The organism is Parabacteroides sp. An277 (genome assembly GCF_002159645.1).
Classification (GTDB): Bacteria; Bacteroidota; Bacteroidia; order Bacteroidales; family Tannerellaceae; genus Parabacteroides.
The window spans coordinates 1-18,499 of record NZ_NFJB01000010.1 but is presented as its reverse complement, the minus strand read 5'-3'; the positions used below and the strand labels follow the sequence as shown (position 1 = coordinate 18,499).

General features: G+C 48.5%; 13 protein-coding genes. 10 read left to right on the top strand and 3 right to left on the bottom strand.

All coding sequences use genetic code 11. From position 1 onward, the window contains the following. The first annotated feature begins 126 nt into the window (after window positions 1-126). From B5F77_RS05465 to B5F77_RS05445, 5 genes are all read left to right on the top strand, one after another. A complete protein-coding gene (locus B5F77_RS05465) occupies window positions 127-321 on the top strand; it encodes a PspC domain-containing protein (RefSeq protein ID WP_087328763.1) in 195 nt (64 codons plus the stop codon). After that, window positions 318-992: a DUF2461 domain-containing protein gene (locus B5F77_RS05460; protein WP_087328761.1), complete on the top strand. Its 675-nt coding sequence runs from the start codon at window positions 318-320 to the stop codon at window positions 990-992. The genes B5F77_RS05465 and B5F77_RS05460 overlap by 4 nt, the downstream gene beginning before the upstream one ends. 24 nt (window positions 993-1,016) lie before the next feature. Next, entirely contained in the window at window positions 1,017-2,789 is a 1,773-nt protein-coding gene (gene sppA, locus B5F77_RS05455) for a signal peptide peptidase SppA (RefSeq protein WP_087328758.1), read from the top strand. A 442-nt stretch (window positions 2,790-3,231) separates the two neighbouring features. Further along, window positions 3,232-4,332, top strand: a complete 1,101-nt coding sequence (locus B5F77_RS05450; RefSeq protein WP_204244950.1) for a DUF6261 family protein — start codon at window positions 3,232-3,234, stop codon at window positions 4,330-4,332. 37 nt (window positions 4,333-4,369) lie between these two features. Next, complete coding sequence (locus tag B5F77_RS05445) at window positions 4,370-7,039, top strand: 4-alpha-glucanotransferase (protein WP_087328756.1); 2,670 nt, start codon at window positions 4,370-4,372, stop codon at window positions 7,037-7,039. Between the two features lie 138 nt (window positions 7,040-7,177). On the opposite strand, the gene tyrS is transcribed toward B5F77_RS05445, so the two are convergent. After that, a complete protein-coding gene (gene tyrS / locus B5F77_RS05440) occupies window positions 7,178-8,470 on the bottom strand; it encodes a tyrosine--tRNA ligase (protein ID WP_087328754.1) in 1,293 nt (430 codons plus the stop codon). Window positions 8,471-8,608: 138 nt separating this feature from the next. On the opposite strand from tyrS, the gene B5F77_RS05435 reads away from it, so the two are divergent. From B5F77_RS05435 to B5F77_RS05425, 3 genes are all read left to right on the top strand, one after another. Continuing rightward, complete coding sequence (locus B5F77_RS05435) at window positions 8,609-9,628, top strand: glycoside hydrolase family 18 protein (protein WP_087328752.1); 1,020 nt, start codon at window positions 8,609-8,611, stop codon at window positions 9,626-9,628. A gap of 114 nt (window positions 9,629-9,742) precedes the next feature. After that, window positions 9,743-10,024 (top strand): hypothetical protein, encoded by a 282-nt coding sequence (locus B5F77_RS05430; RefSeq protein WP_087328750.1) that lies wholly within the window; start codon window positions 9,743-9,745, stop codon window positions 10,022-10,024. 234 nt (window positions 10,025-10,258) lie between these two features. After that, the gene (locus tag B5F77_RS05425; RefSeq protein ID WP_239445739.1) at window positions 10,259-11,152 is read left to right on the top strand and encodes a helix-turn-helix domain-containing protein; all 894 of its coding nucleotides are present in this window, start codon (window positions 10,259-10,261) and stop codon (window positions 11,150-11,152) included. An 18-nt stretch (window positions 11,153-11,170) separates the two neighbouring features. On the opposite strand, the gene B5F77_RS05420 is transcribed toward B5F77_RS05425, so the two are convergent. Next, a complete protein-coding gene (locus B5F77_RS05420; RefSeq protein ID WP_087328748.1) occupies window positions 11,171-13,021 on the bottom strand; it encodes an alkaline phosphatase family protein in 1,851 nt (616 codons plus the stop codon). Window positions 13,022-13,224: 203 nt separating this feature from the next. After that, complete coding sequence (gene topA / locus B5F77_RS05415) at window positions 13,225-15,567, bottom strand: type I DNA topoisomerase (protein ID WP_087328746.1); 2,343 nt, start codon at window positions 15,565-15,567, stop codon at window positions 13,225-13,227. A 383-nt stretch (window positions 15,568-15,950) separates the two neighbouring features. On the opposite strand from topA, the gene B5F77_RS05405 reads away from it, so the two are divergent. Together B5F77_RS05405 and B5F77_RS05400 are read left to right on the top strand one after the other, a co-directional pair. Next, entirely contained in the window at window positions 15,951-16,214 is a 264-nt protein-coding gene (locus B5F77_RS05405) for a tetratricopeptide repeat protein (RefSeq protein ID WP_087328742.1), read from the top strand. Between the two features lie 100 nt (window positions 16,215-16,314). After that, window positions 16,315-18,237: an SUMF1/EgtB/PvdO family nonheme iron enzyme gene (locus B5F77_RS05400; RefSeq protein WP_239445747.1), complete on the top strand. Its 1,923-nt coding sequence runs from the start codon at window positions 16,315-16,317 to the stop codon at window positions 18,235-18,237. Window positions 18,238-18,499: the final 262 nt, after the last annotated feature.

The following is an 18,499-nucleotide window of genomic DNA, read 5'->3' as shown; positions in this document are numbered from 1 at the left end:
AGTTACAATTGCCTGCCTTTTTTCGTCTTTCTTGCTTATTGCGTAGCGAAAAAGGTGGGCTTTCTTTTTTTATTCTCCATATTTGTTTACTTTTGTGGTATATTTTAAATACAAAATAAACATCTCATGGAAGAAAAGAAGAAACTCACCCGTTCGAACAATAAGATGGTGGGAGGCGTATGCGCCGGGATTGGCGAATATTTGGGTATCGACCCGACGATTATTCGCATTGTATATGTATTAATGATATTTTTTGCGGGATTTGGTATCCTTTTATATCTAATTTTGTGGCTTATCATGCCCGCAAAGCCTATCCAATGAACGTAAATAAAGAAATCTTGCAATTCTTACGTGAATTGCGGCAACATAATGACCGGGCTTGGTTTCAAGCCCAAAAAGCGCGTTACGACCATTTGCGCGAAGCTTTTATGGAGGAAGTACAGCAATTGATTGAGCACATAGCGCAGTTTGAGCCGGCTCTTATCGGGTTGCAGGCTCCGGATTGTCTTTATCGCATTTATCGCGATTTGCGTTGGTCGGCAGACCGTACGCCTTATAAAACTCATTTTGCGGCTTATATGGCGCCTGGTGGACGGCGTAGTGAATATGGTGGTTATTATATCCATCTCGAACCGGACAATTGTTTGCTGGCGGGTGGCGTCTGGTGTCCTCCTGTACCGATTCTCAAGAAAATACGGCAAGATATTGCCGTGAATGGCGAAGAATTGGGCGAGATATTGGCTTCGAAACCGTTTCACGAGGCATTTGGTACGTTTTACGGGGAAAAACTCACGCGCGTACCGGCCGGATTCCTTTCCGATGCTCCTTATGCGGAATGGTTGAAGTATAAGGATTATTCGGTGATGAGCCACAAAGATGAGTCCTTTTTTACGTCGTCTGATTGGATGCAGAAAACGCTGGCTGATTTTCATCTGCTTCAGCCATTGAACCGTTTTTTGAATGCGTCTGTCGATGAATATTATGGAAAATAATACTAACTAATAAATTAAGATAAAATGAAACAATTCTTTAAGACCATGTTCGCATCGATTTTTGGTGTATTGATTGCGATGGGTGTCTTGTTGATGGGTGGCATTGCTTTTGTGGCAGGTATCGTAGCGTCGAACAGTTCTTCGTCGACTTATAAGCCTGCGAAAAATACCGTATTTAAGCTTTCGTTGAAAGGAACGTTGACGGAGCATTCGAGTGATAATCCGTTCGCAGGTTTATGGAGTTCGTCGGACGAACAAGTGGTGCTTCCGGATCTTATTCGTGCCATCCAAAAGGCGAAACAGAATCCAGACATCCAAGGTATCTATTTGGAGGGTTCCGAATTGTCGGGTGGTTTTGCTTCTTTTGCCGCGTTGCGTCGTGCGCTGGAGGATTTTAAGTCGGAGGGGAAATTTATCGTTTCGTATGCCGATGCTTATTCGCAAGGGGGCTATTACTTGGCTAGCGTGGCCGATTCGCTTTTTGTCAATCCGCAAGGTATGGTAGGTTTGGTCGGGTTGGCGTCGCAAGGCATTTTCTTTAAGAATGCCATGGCGAAGTTGGGCGTTGAATATTATATCTTCAAGGTGGGTACCTATAAAAGCGCCGTTGAACCTTATATGAACGAGAAGTTCAGTGAGGCCAATCGCGAACAGACCGCCTCTTTCTTGAATAGCATTTGGAAGAACATGACGGATGCTATTTGCACGTCGCGTAGTATCGATGCGGCTGAGATGGAACGTTTCTTGAACACCGGTGTGGCTTTGGGCGCTCCGGAAGAGTTGCTGACGTATAAATTGGTAGATAAGTTGGCGTATCGTCCCGAAGCGGAGGCTTGCGTAAAACGGATGGCGGGACAGAAAGTGGCGGATAAGATGGTATCGGCTGATTATTCCCAGCTCTTGTCTATCCCGGAAACAAAGCGCGAAGCTGCCGACAAGATTGCGATTTTGTATGCCGAAGGGACCATCGTGCCGGAAGATGATTCTCCGATGAGTACCGGAACGGCTTTAATTACCGAAGAGACGGCCCGCGAACTGTATAAATTGGCGCAAGACGAGGCGGTAAAGGCGGTCGTGTTCCGCGTCAATTCGGGGGGCGGAAGCGCGTATATCTCCGAGCAGATTTGGAAGGCGGTCATGGAAGTGAAAGCGCAAAAGCCGGTGGTGGTGTCGATGGGCGATTATGCCGCGTCGGGCGGATATTATATCGCCTGTGCCGCGAATAAGATTGTGGCCGAACCGACCACGTTGACTGGCTCTATCGGCGTCTTTGGCATCGTGCGCAATTTCGCAGGAACGGCTAAGTTGCTGGATATTACGACGGATATTGTCAAGACCAACACGTATGCGGATTTGGGCGACATCAGCCGTCCGATGCGCGCGGACGAGCAGGCGTTGATTCAGCAGAGCGTGGAACGTACTTACGACCTCTTCCTCACTCGTTGCGCCGACGGACGCGGCATGGCCAAGGATTCTATCGACCATATCGGGCAGGGGCGCGTCTGGACGGGCGAGCAGGCATTGGAACGCGGATTGGTCGACCGCCTCGGTGGTTTGGAAGTCGCTATTGCCGAAGCTGCTTCGTTGGCGGGCATTACCGATTATACGACCTATAAAGCCAACGAGGACAAGGATTTCTTTACGAAATACATGGAAAAGGCATGGGGCGAGGCAAAAATTTCCCTCCTCCAATCTCTCTTGGGCAAGGATGAGTTTGCACTTTATGCTACTTGGCAAGAGATGAAACAGACGACAGGCATCCAAGCGCGTATGCCTTATACGGTGCAAGGATTGTAAACCGATAATTGAACAGGGCGGCGCGGGGCTTTTCAGAGTTCCGCGCCGCTTTTTTTTCTGAAAAAGGGTCAGTGCATCGAAATAAGAAATAGGACGCAGAAAAATATCCATTACGGCATACCCTCCTGCCGGTTAAATGAAAGAGCCGCGCTTTTTCTACAAAAAATTTCCGCCAAACATTTGCACAGTTCAAATTATCGCCTAATTTTGCGACTGGAAATCCGGGTCGTCAGGCTTGCAGAGTGCTCCGATTTCTTCCCCACGTCGTGGGGGCGTTTACAGAGTGCTCCGATTTCTTCCCCACGCCGTGGGGACGTTTGCAGAGTGCTCTGATTTCTTCCCCACGCCGTGGGGGCGTTTGCAGAGTACTCCGATTTCTTCCCCACGTCGTGGGGACGTTTACAGAAAAGTTTGTTCATTCTAATTTTAAAAAGATACCAATATGCTGAAAATCGTAAATGCTTCTAAATCGAAAGCTAAAAACGCGCAACATGCGCAGTTCGTAACGGATATCCTGGCTGCTATCCCCAAGGCGATAGCCGAGCAGTATGGGTTTCATTTGCAATACTCAGCTTTTGCCTTGGCGGGCAATAACGAGTTGCTTTGTTTCCAGCCCGATCGGGCCTATTTAGACACGCCGGACGTAGCGGAAGCCGATGATTTCCGCGATGATTTGTTCTATTTCTATAAAAAGTTGGCGCAAATTTATGTCGATTTTTATCCTGATGAAGAAAAGAAAAAGGCGGCGCGTACAGTTGCGTTTGCTTTTGACGGAGCGCAAGTGGCCGCTGAAGCTGATTACAGTAGCGAAACATCCCTTTTGACGGACTTGGTGGAAAAGCTTCGGACAGAGCCTTATGCATCGGCTTTAACGACGTTGGGAATCGAAGAAGCTCCGGATGAAATCGAGGCGGCCAACCAGGCGTTCCATGAAATTTTCAAAAAGCGTTCGACGGAAGTGCGCGAGCGGGCCTTGTCGATGAACATGCGTTCGCTGCGGCCCAAGACCGACGAAGCGTTTAATGCGCTCATCGAAGCCATCAACGTGCTTTATGCAGCTAACGAGATGGTGGCCAAAGATGAACAGACACGGACGGACCTGACGAAAGTGATAAATGATGTAAACGATGTGATGATCAGTTTCCGACGTTCGATCGGTTCCGGCAGCTCATCGTCGGGTGGCGACGAACCCACTCCTGAACCTACGCCCGTCACTCCCGAAATCACCGCCGTCTACCAGAAAGAGGGAGGCGACCCGGAAAATCCGCACCGCATCGAGCGAGGCAAACAAACCGGCGTGGAATATCAAGGATTTACGCTGAAGGGACAAGACGGCACGCTGGAGCACGTCATCGGACTCGTCAATGACCAGGATTACATTGAATGGATTAACCCGGAGACCATCACTAACGTTACAGAGACCAGTTGCGAATTTACGATGGTCCCGGATTTAACAGAAGGACAGTATAAAGTCCGCATCGAGACCTACGACGGCGGCAGCCCATTAGTGATAGAATATCCGGAGCCGATTACGTTGTGGTAATGGACAATGGATAAAGGAAAACAAAATTATAGATAGTATGGAACTTTCATTTCAAATACATTATCGGACGAACTGGGGGGAAGAGGTTCGGGTGACTTTGTCGGACGGACAATTGTTCCCGCTCCGTTCGTACGACGGCTATACGTGGCAGGGCGATTTGATGCTCGACCCGAAGCATTCTTCGCAGGAGATTGTATATCGATACCTGATTTATCGCGATGGGTTCTGTGTCCGCAAAGAATGGGACGGCGTGAAGCGCCGGTTGGCGTTGAATCCCGCCTACCACCGTCTGATATTGGCAGATGCGTGGCGAGACCGTCCGGCCGATTCTTTTTGCTACAGCGCAGCCTTTACGAAAACAGAAGTGGCCTATCTTACCGGAACAGAAGCCACATACGAGCGGGCGATTCTCTTGAAAGTACGTTGCCCGCGCTTGCGGAAAGGCAACTGGCGATTGGCCGTCAGTGGCAATCAAGCGCAGGTAGGCCATTGGGATATCCAGCAGGCCAAGCTGATGCAGCCTTGCGGGCCGAACGAGTGGTATATCCTTTTGGACGCAGCGCGGATTACGTTGCCTTTTGAATATAAATTTTTGGCGTGGAACGTGCGGGAAAACAAATTGGGAGAATGGATAGAAGGAAACAATCGGCGATTGGATGCGCTTCCGCCCCAAACGGGCGATTTGCTGGTACTGGCAGACGATGAAGTCCATTTCCCGCTTCCGCTTTGGAAAGCAGCCGGAGTGGCGATTCCGGTCTTTTCGCTTCGTTCGGAATCCAGTTGGGGCGTGGGCGATTTCGGGGATTTGAAGAAGATGGTCGATTGGGCAGTCCTCACGGGACAGCGAATCATCCAAATCCTGCCCATCAACGATACGACGATGACGCACACCTGGATGGATTCGTATCCCTATAACAGCATCTCGATTTATGCTTTCCATCCGATGTATATCGATTTGAATCAATTGCCTCGTTTGCAAAACGCGGAATTACAAGCTCATTTCGAATGGGAACGGATGCGGCTCAATGCGCTTCCGGCTGTCGATTATGAGGCGGTCAACCGGTTGAAATTGGATTATTTGCAAGCCCTTTTCGAACAAGACAGAGATGAAACGCAGGCTTCGAAAGAGTTCCAACAATTTACCGAAGAGAACGAGGACTGGCTGATGCCCTACGCGGCATTCTGCTATTTGCGCGATTTGTACGGGACGGCCGATTTCCGCACCTGGCCAGAACTTTCGGTTTACGACCGCGACATTGTACGAGCCAAACGAGACGAGGATGAAACTTTCTGCCACGCGATGAATTTCCATTATTTCTTGCAATATATCCTGCATGTCCAGTTGTTGAGCGCCAGCAATTATGCTCGTCAACGCGGCGTATTGCTGAAAGGCGATATTCCCATTGGCATCAGCCGGAATAGTGTAGAAGCATGGTCCGAACCAAACTATTTCAACATGAACGGACAAGCCGGCGCGCCGCCCGATCCTTTCTCTGCGAAGGGGCAGAATTGGGGATTTCCTACTTATCGGTGGGATGTGATGCAGCAGGATGGATATCGGTGGTGGAAACGCCGGCTCCGGAAGATGGCGGAATATTTTGATGCCTATCGCATAGACCACTTGTTGGGCTTTTTCCGCATTTGGGAGATTCCCTCGCACTCAGTGGAAGGACTATTAGGACAATTTGTTCCCTCTTTGCCCTTGTCGCCAAAGGAAATAGAAGGATTCGGATTGCCTTTCCGTAAAGAGGCATTTACGAAACCTTATATCACGGATGAAATCCTTAAACACACGTTTGGGAAACTGGCAGATGAGGTAAAACGGACGTTCCTTTGCCAAGTCTCGCATCGGGAATATGCTTTGCTGCCTCAGTTTAATACGCAAAGGAAAGTGGAATCCTATTTCCAGGAAAAGAAGGATGCTGAAAGCCGTGTGCTCCGCGAAGGATTGTTTAGCTTGATTAATAATGTATTGTTTATAGCAGATGCGAAGTTCCCGGATCTTTATCATCCGCGGATAGCCATCCAATCAGATTCGGCCTATAAACGCCTGTCGCCGGCCGAGCAGCAAGCTTTCGACACGCTTTATACGAATTATTATTACCATCGGCACGAAGATTTTTGGCGAAATGAAGCCATGCGAAAACTGCCCGAACTGATTGATTCAACCCGGATGCTTGTTTGTGGCGAAGATTTGGGAATGATTCCTAATTGCGTCCCCGGCGTTATGGAAGAATTGCGTATTTTGAGCCTCGAAATCCAGCGTATGCCTAAACATCTGGGCGAAACCTTTGGGAATCCGCAGACTTATCCTTATCGTTCGGTTTGTTCTATTTCTACACATGATATGTCGACCTTCCGCGGATGGTGGAAAGAAAACAAGGAGCAGACGCATCGTTACTACGAACAGATGCTTGGCGGATGGGGCGAGGCTCCAGAAGAGGCCCCAGGATGGCTTTGCGATAGCGTGGTGCAGCAACATCTGATGGGAAATTCGATGCTTTGCATTCTTTCGTGGCAAGATTGGATGTCGATAGACGAAGAGGTACGCAATCCAGATGCCGACGCCGAACGCATCAACGTCCCCTCAAATCCACGCCATTATTGGCGTTACCGGATGCACATGACTATCGAGCAGCTCTTACGCTGTAACCGGTTGAACAACCGCATTCGCGATTTAATTAGGCAATCCGGGCGGGAAGCATAAGAGAAAAGCGAGAAGTTTCCACAAATATTCGGAAGCTTTACGGCCAGAGAAGGAGGAGGAAAGAAAAAGGCACGGAAACGTGGAGCCATTAAAAAACTCCGCTTTTCCGTGCCGTTGTATTTAAAAACGGATGGACTGTTATTTCGCGATAATCAAGTAATAATTCTTCTTACCGCGCTGAATAAGTAGATATTTGCCATCCAATAAATTGTCGGCCGTGATGGTCATGTCGACATCCGTGACTTTCTCTTTATTCACGCTCACACCGCCGCTCTGGATGAGTTTGCGCATCTCGCCTTTCGAAGGAAACACATTTGCTTTTTCGGTACAAAGTTCCAAGAGCTTGATGCCTCCAGATACCGTATCCTGTGCGACTTCAAATTGAGGCACGCCGTTGAAGACGTCGAGGAGCGTCGCTTCGTCCAGTTTTTTCAGCGCGTCGGATGTGGCGTTTCCAAACAAGATGTTCGAAGCCTCTACCGCTGCGTTGTAGTCTTCTTCGGAATGAACCATGATGGTCACCTCTTTGGCCAACCTCTTTTGGAGCGGGCGGAGATGTGGTGCCGCTTCCTGTTCGGCAATCAGGGCTTCGATTTCCTCTTTTGGCAGAGCGGTGAATATCTTAATATATTTGGCCGCATCCGCATCCGATACATTCAACCAGAATTGGTAGAACTTGTAAGGCGACGTATAACGACGGTCGAGCCAGATGTTTCCGCTTTCGGTCTTGCCGAATTTGCCTCCGTCGGCCTTCGTGATGAGCGGGCAAGTGAGTGCAAACACTTCGCCGCCGTTCGTACGACGAATCAACTCGGCGCCCGTCGTGATATTGCCCCATTGGTCTGAACCGCCCATCTGAAGTTTACAGTTCTTTGTCTCATACAAATGCAGGAAGTCGTAACCTTGCAACAATTGGTAAGTAAATTCCGTGAAAGACAATCCATCGCGTGCCTCCCCGTTCAGACGTTTCTGCACGGAATCCTTTGCCATCATATAGTTCACCGTAATATGCTTACCGACGGTGCGGGCAAAATCGAGGAACGTGAAGTCTTTCATCCAGTCGTAGTTGTTGACCAGCTCCGCGCGGTTCGGCGCATCCGATTCGAAATCCAAGAATTTGCTCAATTGTTTCTTGATGCACTCTTGATTGTGGCGCAAGGTTTCTTCGTCGAGGAGATTCCGTTCTTGCGATTTTCCCGACGGGTCGCCAATCATGCCGGTGGCGCCACCTACCAATGCCAATGGTTTATGGCCACACCGCTGGAAATGCTTCAGAATCATTACGCCGCACAAGTGTCCGATGTGCAACGAATCTGCCGTAGGGTCGATTCCCAAATAACCAGTTACCATTTCTTTTTCCAGCAATTCTTCTGTTCCCGGCATCATGGTATGCACCATGCCGCGCCATGTTAACTCTTCTACAAAATTCATCGTATTATTACATTATAATATATTTTCATTTAGTTTGGGGGCAAAGATACGACTATTCGGTGAAGATTCTTGCATAATGGTTTGTATTTTCCTGATTTTTTCCTAACTTCGGCGGCAGAATTCTAAACAATAAGTAAAATGAAACACGTTTTTGGTATGATGTTGTTCCTTGCGGGATGTCTGTTGGCCAGTTGTCAGCCGCAACAGGAGCAACCGAAGAAGATTGTAGCGGCGTATGTCACGTCGCAGGGCGAGTCTTTACCCGACCCGTCTGTGCTCACCCACATCAACTATGCTTTTGGGCATGTGGACTCTACGTTCGACCGCGTGCGTATTGCTCGCGAGGAACGCTTGCGTGAAATTGCTGCCTTGAAGAATCAGTATCCGGATTTAAAGGTCTCTCTTTCGATTGGCGGTTGGGGTAGTGGAAACTTCAGTGAAATGGCGGCCGACGAACAGAAACGGCTTTCGTTCGCAAAGGATTGCAAACGTATTGTCGACGAGTATAATCTCGATGGTATCGACATCGACTGGGAATACCCGACCAGCGACGCTGCCGGCATCTCTTGCTCGCCAGACGACAAGGCGAATTATACGCTCTTGATGCGCGATATCCGCGAGGCTATTGGTCCGAACAAACTTCTGACGCTCGCCTCTTCCTACACGGCGCGTTACATTGACTTCCGCGCTATAGACCCCTACATTGATTTCGTTAACATCATGGCCTACGACATGGGCAAGCCGCCCTATCATAATGCCGCGCTTTATCCTTCGGAGATGACCCGCAAGGGTGCTTCGTGCGAAGAATCATTGGCAGCGCATGTGGCAGCTGGCGTCCCGACCGAGAAAATCGTGCTGGGTATTCCGTTCTATGGGCATGGGGCCGATTCTATCCTTCCTTATTATGTGGATTATAAGAACATCGATATGATAAAAGACTACACCGCTTGCTGGGATTCCATCGCGCAAGTACCGTATGCTACGGATTCGACAGGCCAGATGGTTTGTACTTACGAAGACGCGCGTTCGATTGCCCTGAAGTGTGATTTTATCCACGAGAAAGGTCTCCTTGGCGTGATGTATTGGGAATATAATACGGATAATGCCGAAGGAACGCTTCGTAAAGCTACATTTGATGGAATGATGAAGACGAAGTAAGCCTGCCCCCACAAGGCATTTTGAACACAGAGGCACAGAGCCACGGAGCATTTATTTTTAACTCCGAGTTTCTGTGCCTTTGCGTTTTTATGCCCTATTAAATACAACACGTCAATGAGGAATGAGGAAAAATTTTTTCTGCCTTCTCCACGGCGTGGCGAACGAGGAAAAAATTTTTCTGCCTTCTCCACGGCGTGGCGAACGAGGAAAAAAATTTTCTGCCTTCCCCACGGCGTGGCGAACGAGGAAAAAAATTTTCAGCCTTCCCCACGGTGTGGCGGACGAGGAAAAAAATTTTTCGCCTTCTCCACGGCGTGGCGGACGAGGAAAAAAATTTTTCGCCTTCCCCACGGTGTGGCGAACGAGGAAAAAAATTTTTCGCCTTCCCAGTCCTAAAGTTGGGAAACCTCCAGCACAAAAATCCTCTTTTTGAAAACCTGCTGTAAAACATCAAAAATGAGGGGGCATGAAGGAGACGGGAGATGTAAGGACGAAATAGGAGAGGAGGATGAAAAGGTCCGTAGGTTTCCAAGTTTGGCAAGGCAACACGAACTTATCACTAAGATATTTGGCAAAACCGATGAAATAATATACTTTTGGGCAGGAAAACAAGATAGCAAGTAATTAGTTATGGGAATGAACTCTCCACTCATCCAACAGGCAATGGAAAATGAATTGCCTAAGATTGATTTGCCAGAAGATTTAATCACAGGTAGATTGACAGACACTACGATTCTGAATTTGTATGCACATTTCCCTTGTCGCATTAAGGCGGAGATATTCGTTTTGTGTAGAAAAGGGGAAGTCGATGCCTCTATTAATTTGAAGCATTATCATGTGAGCGATAGTTGCTTCTTGACTTTATTGCCGGGAACGGTTTTTCAAATCAACCGGATAGAAGGAGATGTGGATATTTATTTTGGGGGAGTTTCTTCTGATTTCCTTCGCAGCGTGCAGCCCATCAAATCGGTTATTGATGTGAGTTATGCCATTAAGCGAAACCCGTGTGTAGTGCTCCGGCCTGAAGCGATTGAGATGGCCCAAGACTATTTTGAAATTATCCACAAGAGCAAAGAGGTGTTTGGCATGAAAAACCGAGATTTGCTGAAACATCTTTATTACAGCTTGATGTATACACTCAACGCGTTATACAAGAATCGCAAAGTAGAAAAGGAGAATTTAACGCAAAACGAACGGACGGCGCAAGACTTTGGCCAGCTTGTTTTAGATAACTATTCGAGGGAAAAGAACGTAGCTTTTTATGCCTCCAAATTGGGCATTACGCCGGCTTACCTGAGTAGCGTGGTAAAACAAGTGACAGGCCGCACCTGCCTTGATATCATTGCTGATATGATTATCATGGATGCCAAAGCGCAGCTTAAATCAACCAATCTGCCCATCTATTTGATTGCCGATTCGCTCAATTTCGAGAATGTCTCTTTTTTTGGCAAGTATTTCAAGCGGCATGTAGGTATTAGCCCGCAGGAATATCGGAACCAAAAGGACGATGAGTGCTTGGCTTGATGTCTTGCCGCTGGCTCTTTAACGGTTTCCCAAGTCGTCATAAAGGATTTGGAGGATGGTTTTGCCTTTCTCCAAGCGGGTATCGTTTCCGTTTTCGGGCTGTTGGTAGAGTGTTTGTTGCCCTACATTGTCGTAAACAGATACGCCTGTGCTGTCTATGACCGCAAAGCCATTGTTGAAGGTATAAAACGCAAATGGCTCGCGATAGTTGGGATTAAATATATCTCGGCTGAAACGATAGGTCTCATGTGGAAGTTGCATTTGTCCTAACAATGTGGCGACCATATCGGTTTGGGAAACAATCGCATCGACTCGACGAGGTCTTTTGACGGCGCCACCTATCCACAACATTGGAATATGATAACGCGCTGGTTCATATTCTTTGAATGTGTCCGGATAACGATAACCATGGTCGGCTATGAGTACAATTAACGTATGTTCCCAAATCGGTTCTTGTTTTAGGCAATCTACAAAATGACCCAGGCAGCTATCGGCGTATGCCATCGTATTGAGGTAGGGCTGCGTCCATTTATGGTAAGGGACTTCGAATGGTTCATGGGTGCTCAACGTAAGATACATCGTGTGCCACGGGCGAGGTTCTCCGTTTCGTTCCTTTAGCATCTTGAATAGATAAGAGAACGTTACGTCGTCTTGTGCGCCCCATTTACTCAGACGGTCTGAAACGGGAAAGTCTACATCAGAAGTGAGCTGTTCGTAACCTGTACCGAGAAAATAGCTTCGCATGTTTGTAAAGTCGATGTCTCCGCCATATAGTACGTCTGTCGTATAACCAGCTTTCCGCAAACTGCCAGCCAAAGATGGGAGCGTTCGGCTTTTGGCGGGGATTTTCATAATGGAAGTCGTAGGTTGTCCCGGATAACCGCTCAGCGTAGCTACTAATCCGCGGTCGGTCCGGAAACTGCTGGCATAACATTGTGTGAAAAGAATGCCTTCTTGGCTCAATTGGTTGAAACAGGGCGTCACATCTGGCTCACCGCCCAACGCGCCTATCACATTAGCCGAAAAGCTTTCCAAAATAATCACCAATACATGGGGGCGTGTCTCTTTCAGAAGTTGAAGTGTATCGGCTTGCGCAGGAGCTGGAAACCATTTGTCAAAACGATCGGTTGCTTCTTCATCGGGATACGCATTAAACTGAGAGGCGAAGTCTTCCGATTTGGAAAGGGATGCCAACAAACTGAAGCAGGGATTGATAGCAGCATGGTTCAAGAATTGGTTCGTACTGAAATAAACCCGGCCGACATTGGCTGTCGAAGTCGTTACACCTCCACGAATGCTGATGAAAAGTAATCCGGCGGCGACTATCCATGCGCCACTCCCCGTGCATCTTCCTTCTAGCGAACCGGCGTTCTCTTGCGGATAAAAAGGTAAGACTATACGTCGTAAATAAAGGTACATCAATGCGGCATATACTATCATAATTGCCATTTGACGGACAAACAATCCTATCGGCACGCTCGCCATCGCATCTTGGGGGGATTGCGCGTAGAAAAGGGCCGTGGCATCGAGGCGGAATTGCCAATAACGATACAATTCAATGTCTACTCCCAAAATAATGGCCACCAGCGCTACTGCCAATAGGAAATAGATATGTAGTGCTTTCCGGAGCCATCTAGTATTATGCCACATGCCGATAAGTGCCACCAAAGCAGGTACTGCTGTCAAATAACCACTCACCGCCGTATCCAACCGCAATCCATGAATCATCGTTTCCACATACTCCGCCGCGTGGATATTGCCCGAAAAGCCTTGATGATATAAGATAAATAGAGGTTTCTGTATTATGAAAAACAGAATCCACGTGACGTACACCCACGCCACAAAACCAATAAACTTCGTCCACTTCATTTTTCTGCTACTTTCGAACTGCAAAGGAAGCAAAAGAAATGTATATGCCCAAATCTTATTTGCTTCTTTTCGGTTCTTTTCGGAGGAAATGTTTGCTTTTCTGTGCAGGCTGGAACCCTCGGAAAGTTCCCTTTCGTCGGGAGCACGTTTTCCGAGGGTTCTAAAGTTTTCTCCTATCGGGAGCTAATGGTGAGAAAAATTGGTTAAGCCTTCTTGCGGGTCGCCCGTCTCTTAGGCGCCGGCTTTTCGGAAGCGGCTTGGATGACCGCCAAGCAATCGTCGCGCGTCATGTCGGCCGGCGTATAGTCATTTTTCGGAATTTTGTAATTTTTCCCTTGGAAGGCGATGTAAGGTCCGAAACGGCCATTACGGATTTCCATTTCCGGTTCTTCTTCGAAACGCTTGATGAAACTTTGGACGTCTTTCTCGCGTTTGGCTTGGATGAGGCCGATGGCTTCGTCGAGCGTGATGTTGATTGGGTTCAGCTGTTTCGGAATGGAAATGAATTTCCCGTCATGACGGAGGAACGGACCGAAACGCCCTACCGCCGCGGTGACGGTTTTCCCTTCAAATTCGCCTACCGTACGGGGTAATTCGAATAGTTTTAAAGCCTCGTCGAGGGTAATGGTCTCGATGGATTGCCCCTTCATCAGCGTGGCGAAATGTGGCTTTTCGTCGTCCTTTTCCGCTTTCGATTCGCCGATTTGCACCATGGGACCGAAACGCCCGATTTTGACGAACACCGGTTTACCACTCTTCGGGTCGATGCCCAATTGTCGTTCGCCTACCCGGTGCTCGGAGCGAATGGCAGCCGCTTGCTCTACAATCGGATGGAACATTTGGTAGAAATGGTCGATGACTTTTGTCCATTCGGCTTCCCCTTCGGCGATAGCGTCGAACTCTTTCTCGACGTTTGCGGTAAAGTTATAATCCATGACGAGCTGGAAATATTGCATGAGGAAATCGTTGACTACGATGCCAATATCGGTCGGGATAAGTTTGCCTCGGTCAGCTCCGACCAATTCCTTCTTTTCCTCCTCTTTGATTCCCTTCTTGGTCAGCGTCAAGATTGTGTAGGAACGTTCTTTCCCTTCCTTGTCACCCTTCACGACATACTCGCGGTTCTGGATGGTTTGGATGGTAGGCGCGTAAGTCGAAGGACGGCCGATGCCCAATTCTTCGAGACGGCGTACCAGACTGGCTTCCGTATAACGAGGCGGGCGTTGCGAGAAACGCTCGGTGGCGGTGATATCTTTCCACCCTAACACTTCGCCTACTTGGACACGCGGCAAGAGTTTGCTTTCCGCTTCGTTTTCGGGTTCCTCGTCGTCGCTTTCGTGGTAGACTTGCAAGAAGCCATCGAAGGTCACGACTTCGCCCACGGCTACAAACTTTCCTTCCGCATGACCGAAGTCGATGGAGATCGTCGTGCGTTCCAATTCTGCATCGGCCATCTGGCAGGCGATAGTACGTTTGCGGATGAGGTCGTATAATTTCTTTTCTTGCGCCGATCCGTTGATTTCTGCGTGGGCGATGTAGGTTGGACGGATGGCTTCGTGCGCTTCTTGTGCTCCTTTGCTTTTGGTATGGTATTGGCGGAATTTGTAGTATTTTTCGCCATACGTATGTAAAATGGTCTCTTTAGCCGTACCCAATGCCAGGTCGCTCAGGTTGACAGAGTCGGTACGCATGTAGGTAATCAATCCGGATTCATAGAGGCGTTGCGCAATCATCATGGTTTGCGAAACGGAATATCCCAACTTCCGCGCGGCTTCTTGCTGAAGCGTGGAGGTGGTGAAAGGCGGAGCAGGCGATTTGCGGACGGGTTTCGTGCTGATGTCGTCGATGGTGAACGTCGCATGTTGGCAGTATGCGAGGAAATCGAGCACCTCTTGCTGCGTCTTGAACCGTCGGTTCAGTTCGGCCTTGAGTCTGGTTTTTCCATCGGGCAGGAGGAATTGGGCTATCACGCGATAGGCTGATTCGCTGACGAAGTCGTTAATTTCACGTTCCCGCTCGACAATCAACCGTACGGCCACTGATTGTACGCGTCCGGCCGAGAGCGCCGGTTTCACCTTCTTCCAGAGCACCGGGGAGAGCTGGAAACCCACGATGCGATCCAATACACGCCTCGCCTGCTGAGCGTTCACCAGATTCATGTCGATGTGGCGCGGCGTCTCGATGGCATGCAGGATGGCCGTTTTGGTAATTTCATGGAAAACAATGCGGCGCGTCGAGTCTGGTTTCAGGCCCAATACTTCGTAAAGGTGCCACGAGATGGCTTCTCCCTCGCGGTCTTCATCGGATGCGAGCCAGATGACTTGGGCGTTTTTCGCTTCTGCCTTTAATTCGGCAACCAATTTCCGCTTGTCAGCCGGAATCTCGTATTCAGGTGCATAGTTGTGTTCGATATCAATGCTGAACTCTTTCGTTTTCAGGTCGCGGATATGTCCGTAACTCGACAATACCTTATACTCTTTTCCGAGGAACTTCTCGATTGTTTTGGCCTTAGCCGGAGACTCTACTATTACCAAATTCTTTTGCATATTCGTTCGTTTCTGATTGAAAATCGGGTGCAAAGGTATACAAAAAATTGATTCTTTGCGCCCCGCGCGTAAGAAAAGCAAGGTGATAGCACGTATCGCGCCTTTCTTTCCTTTTGTAGACGCTATGTTCACGAACATCGAGCTGTCCGCGCCCGCGGAAGAAGCTACGTTCGCGAACATAGGGGGCTCCGTGCCCGCGGAAGGAGCTACGTTTGCGAACATAGGGGGTTCCGCGCCCGCGGAAGGGCTATGTTTGCGAACATCGGTCTTTTTACCCTCCCGGAAGGGCGGAAGTTTACGCGAAAAGCGTATATTTGTGGGAAAATTGGATAAAAGGGCGGGTCTCCTCGTTCATTCGTATCCTACATATTATATAATAGGAAATGGAAAAGATAAGAGAATTAATTTATGAAGGCCAAGTGGACGAGGCAATCCGCCTGTTGGACGCGCATCTCGAAGCAAACCCCGACGACGATGAGGCCTATTATCTGCGGGGCAATGCCTGGCGTAAAAAGGGGAATAACCGCTTGGCCTTGAACAATTATTTGGAAGCTATGGAGCGGAATCCGGAAAGTCCGGCGCGAAAGGCCCATGACATGTTGATGAATATCTTGGATTTTTACCATAAAGATTTGTATAATCCCTAAATAATAGGAGGACAAAGCGATGAGAAAACAACTAAGGTGCGCAGGATGGTTCTTGGTGTGTATCTCTCTAGGAGGCATCTTGCATGCGCAAGACATCCGGATGGTGGATATCCCGGCTGGTACGTTTTATATGGGTGGCGAAGGGACAGGCGAGGACTACGACGAGTTGCCGATTCATAAAGTTCGCATTACGCATCCCTTCCGGATGAGTGCGACTGAGATTACGAATGCCCAATACGAAGCGTTTCGTCCGGAACATCGGGCGTTGCGCGGGAAGGATGGCATATCGAAGGAGGACGACGAGGCGGTTGTGTATGTGGATTATGCCGACGTGGTGGCATTTTGTGAATGGTTAAGTGCGAAGGAGGAGAAATCGTATCGTCTTCCGACCGAAGCTGAGTGGGAATATGCTTGCCGGGCCGGCACCTATTATTTATATAATGTAGGAGATGGTCTGACAGAAAAAATGCGTAAAAACCAACAAACGGTGCGAGATCTGGCGCCCGTCTCTCTCCGAGTGGGACAGTCTGAGCCGAATGCTTTCGGATTGTACGACATGCACGGGAATGTAGAAGAATGGTGCCTCGATTGGTATGGTCCTTATCTGCCGGGCGAACAAATAAATCCAGCCGGACGTGCGGAGGGCGAATACCGGGTGACGCGTGGAGGAAGTCATAATACGCCAGACAAATACCTGCGTTCGGCTAACCGGATGGCGATGATTCCGGAAGACAAGCACGCCTTTACTGGATTCCGGATTGTGGAATCTTCATTTACACCACAGGCGCTTACTCCGCCAGCGGCTCCAGCTTATAACCAACAAGAGGTGAGCCAAACGAAATGGGAATGGATAGTAGTAGACAAGCCTGTATTCCGTGCTCCCGTTCCGTATGTATTGAAACCGGATGTTGAGAGCGGCGAACCTTTTTTCGCCCATAATCACCAGCCGGCGATTACTTGGTGTGATAATGGCGATTTATTAGCGATTTGGTTTTCGGCCAATGAAGAGAATGGACGAGGTATGGTTGTGTTGGCTTCCCGAATGCGTGCCGGAACGGGTGTTTGGGATAAAGCCTCGCTTTTCTTTAAGGTACCTGATCGAAACATGACAGGTTCTGCACTTTTGAATGATGGGCAGGGTACGTTGTACCATATTAATGGAGTAGAAGCGGCAGGTGATTGGCAGAATCTGGCTATGGTGATGCGTACCAGTCAAGATAATGGGCAAACGTGGAGCCGCCCGCGTCTGATAGCTCCTGAACATACGAAGCGTCATCAAGTGATTGCTGGTACGATTCGGACGCGTGAAGGCTATCTGATACAAGCCTGCGATGCCGGGCCGGGAAGTCACGACGGAGCGGCGATACATATCAGCCGAGATGGAGGCCAGACGTGGAGTGACCCGTGGGATGGCACCCCGCTTCCAACTTTCGAGGTAGGTGCGACGGGCTCCACGATTGCAGGCATTCATGCAGGAATCGTGCAATTAAAAGATGGAAGTTTGATGGCATTGGGACGAGGAAATAGCTTGCAGGATGCGTCGGGGCGTTTGTGTATGCCTATGAGTCTTTCGCGAGATTGGGGCAAGACGTGGACTTATGTCGCTTCGGAGTTCCCTCCTATTGATGGGGGCCAACGCTTGGTTCTTCTACGTTTAAACGAAGGTCCTCTGCTTTTAATTTCTTTTACCGACCATCCACTCCGTACGCCGGAGGCCGAACGAGGTATGCTTTTTACAGATAAAAACGGGAATGAATATAGAGGGTATGGTTTGTATGCCGCTGTTTCGTACGATGAAGGAAAAACATGGCCGGTAAAACGACTCCTTACGGATGGAACAGAGCGTTTTCTGGATGGAGGTGCTTGGACAAAGCATTTCATGATGGATGCCAATCATGCGGAACCGCGTGGATACATGGCTGCTACGCAAACGCCCGATAATCTAATTCACCTCGTAAGTAGCCGCCTTTATTATTGTTTTAATTTGAAATGGCTGGAAGAATTAAGTGAAGATAGAAATTAAAATAAACGAACATCGAAAAGGAATTCCGTTATAAACGGAATCGAATCCAGTTATAAACGGGAGGGAATATAGTTATAAAAAAGTGGATTTGTAACTATCTTAAAATGAGGGGTAATTAAAATTTCTCACAAAAAAGTTGGCAAAATATTTGGCGGGTAATATAAAAGTGTCTACCTTTGCACCCGCAATCGAGAGAGATGCGGCAATAAAAGATAATGAAAGCAAAAACTTCCGAATAAATTTGGAAGTAATAGGAAAAGTC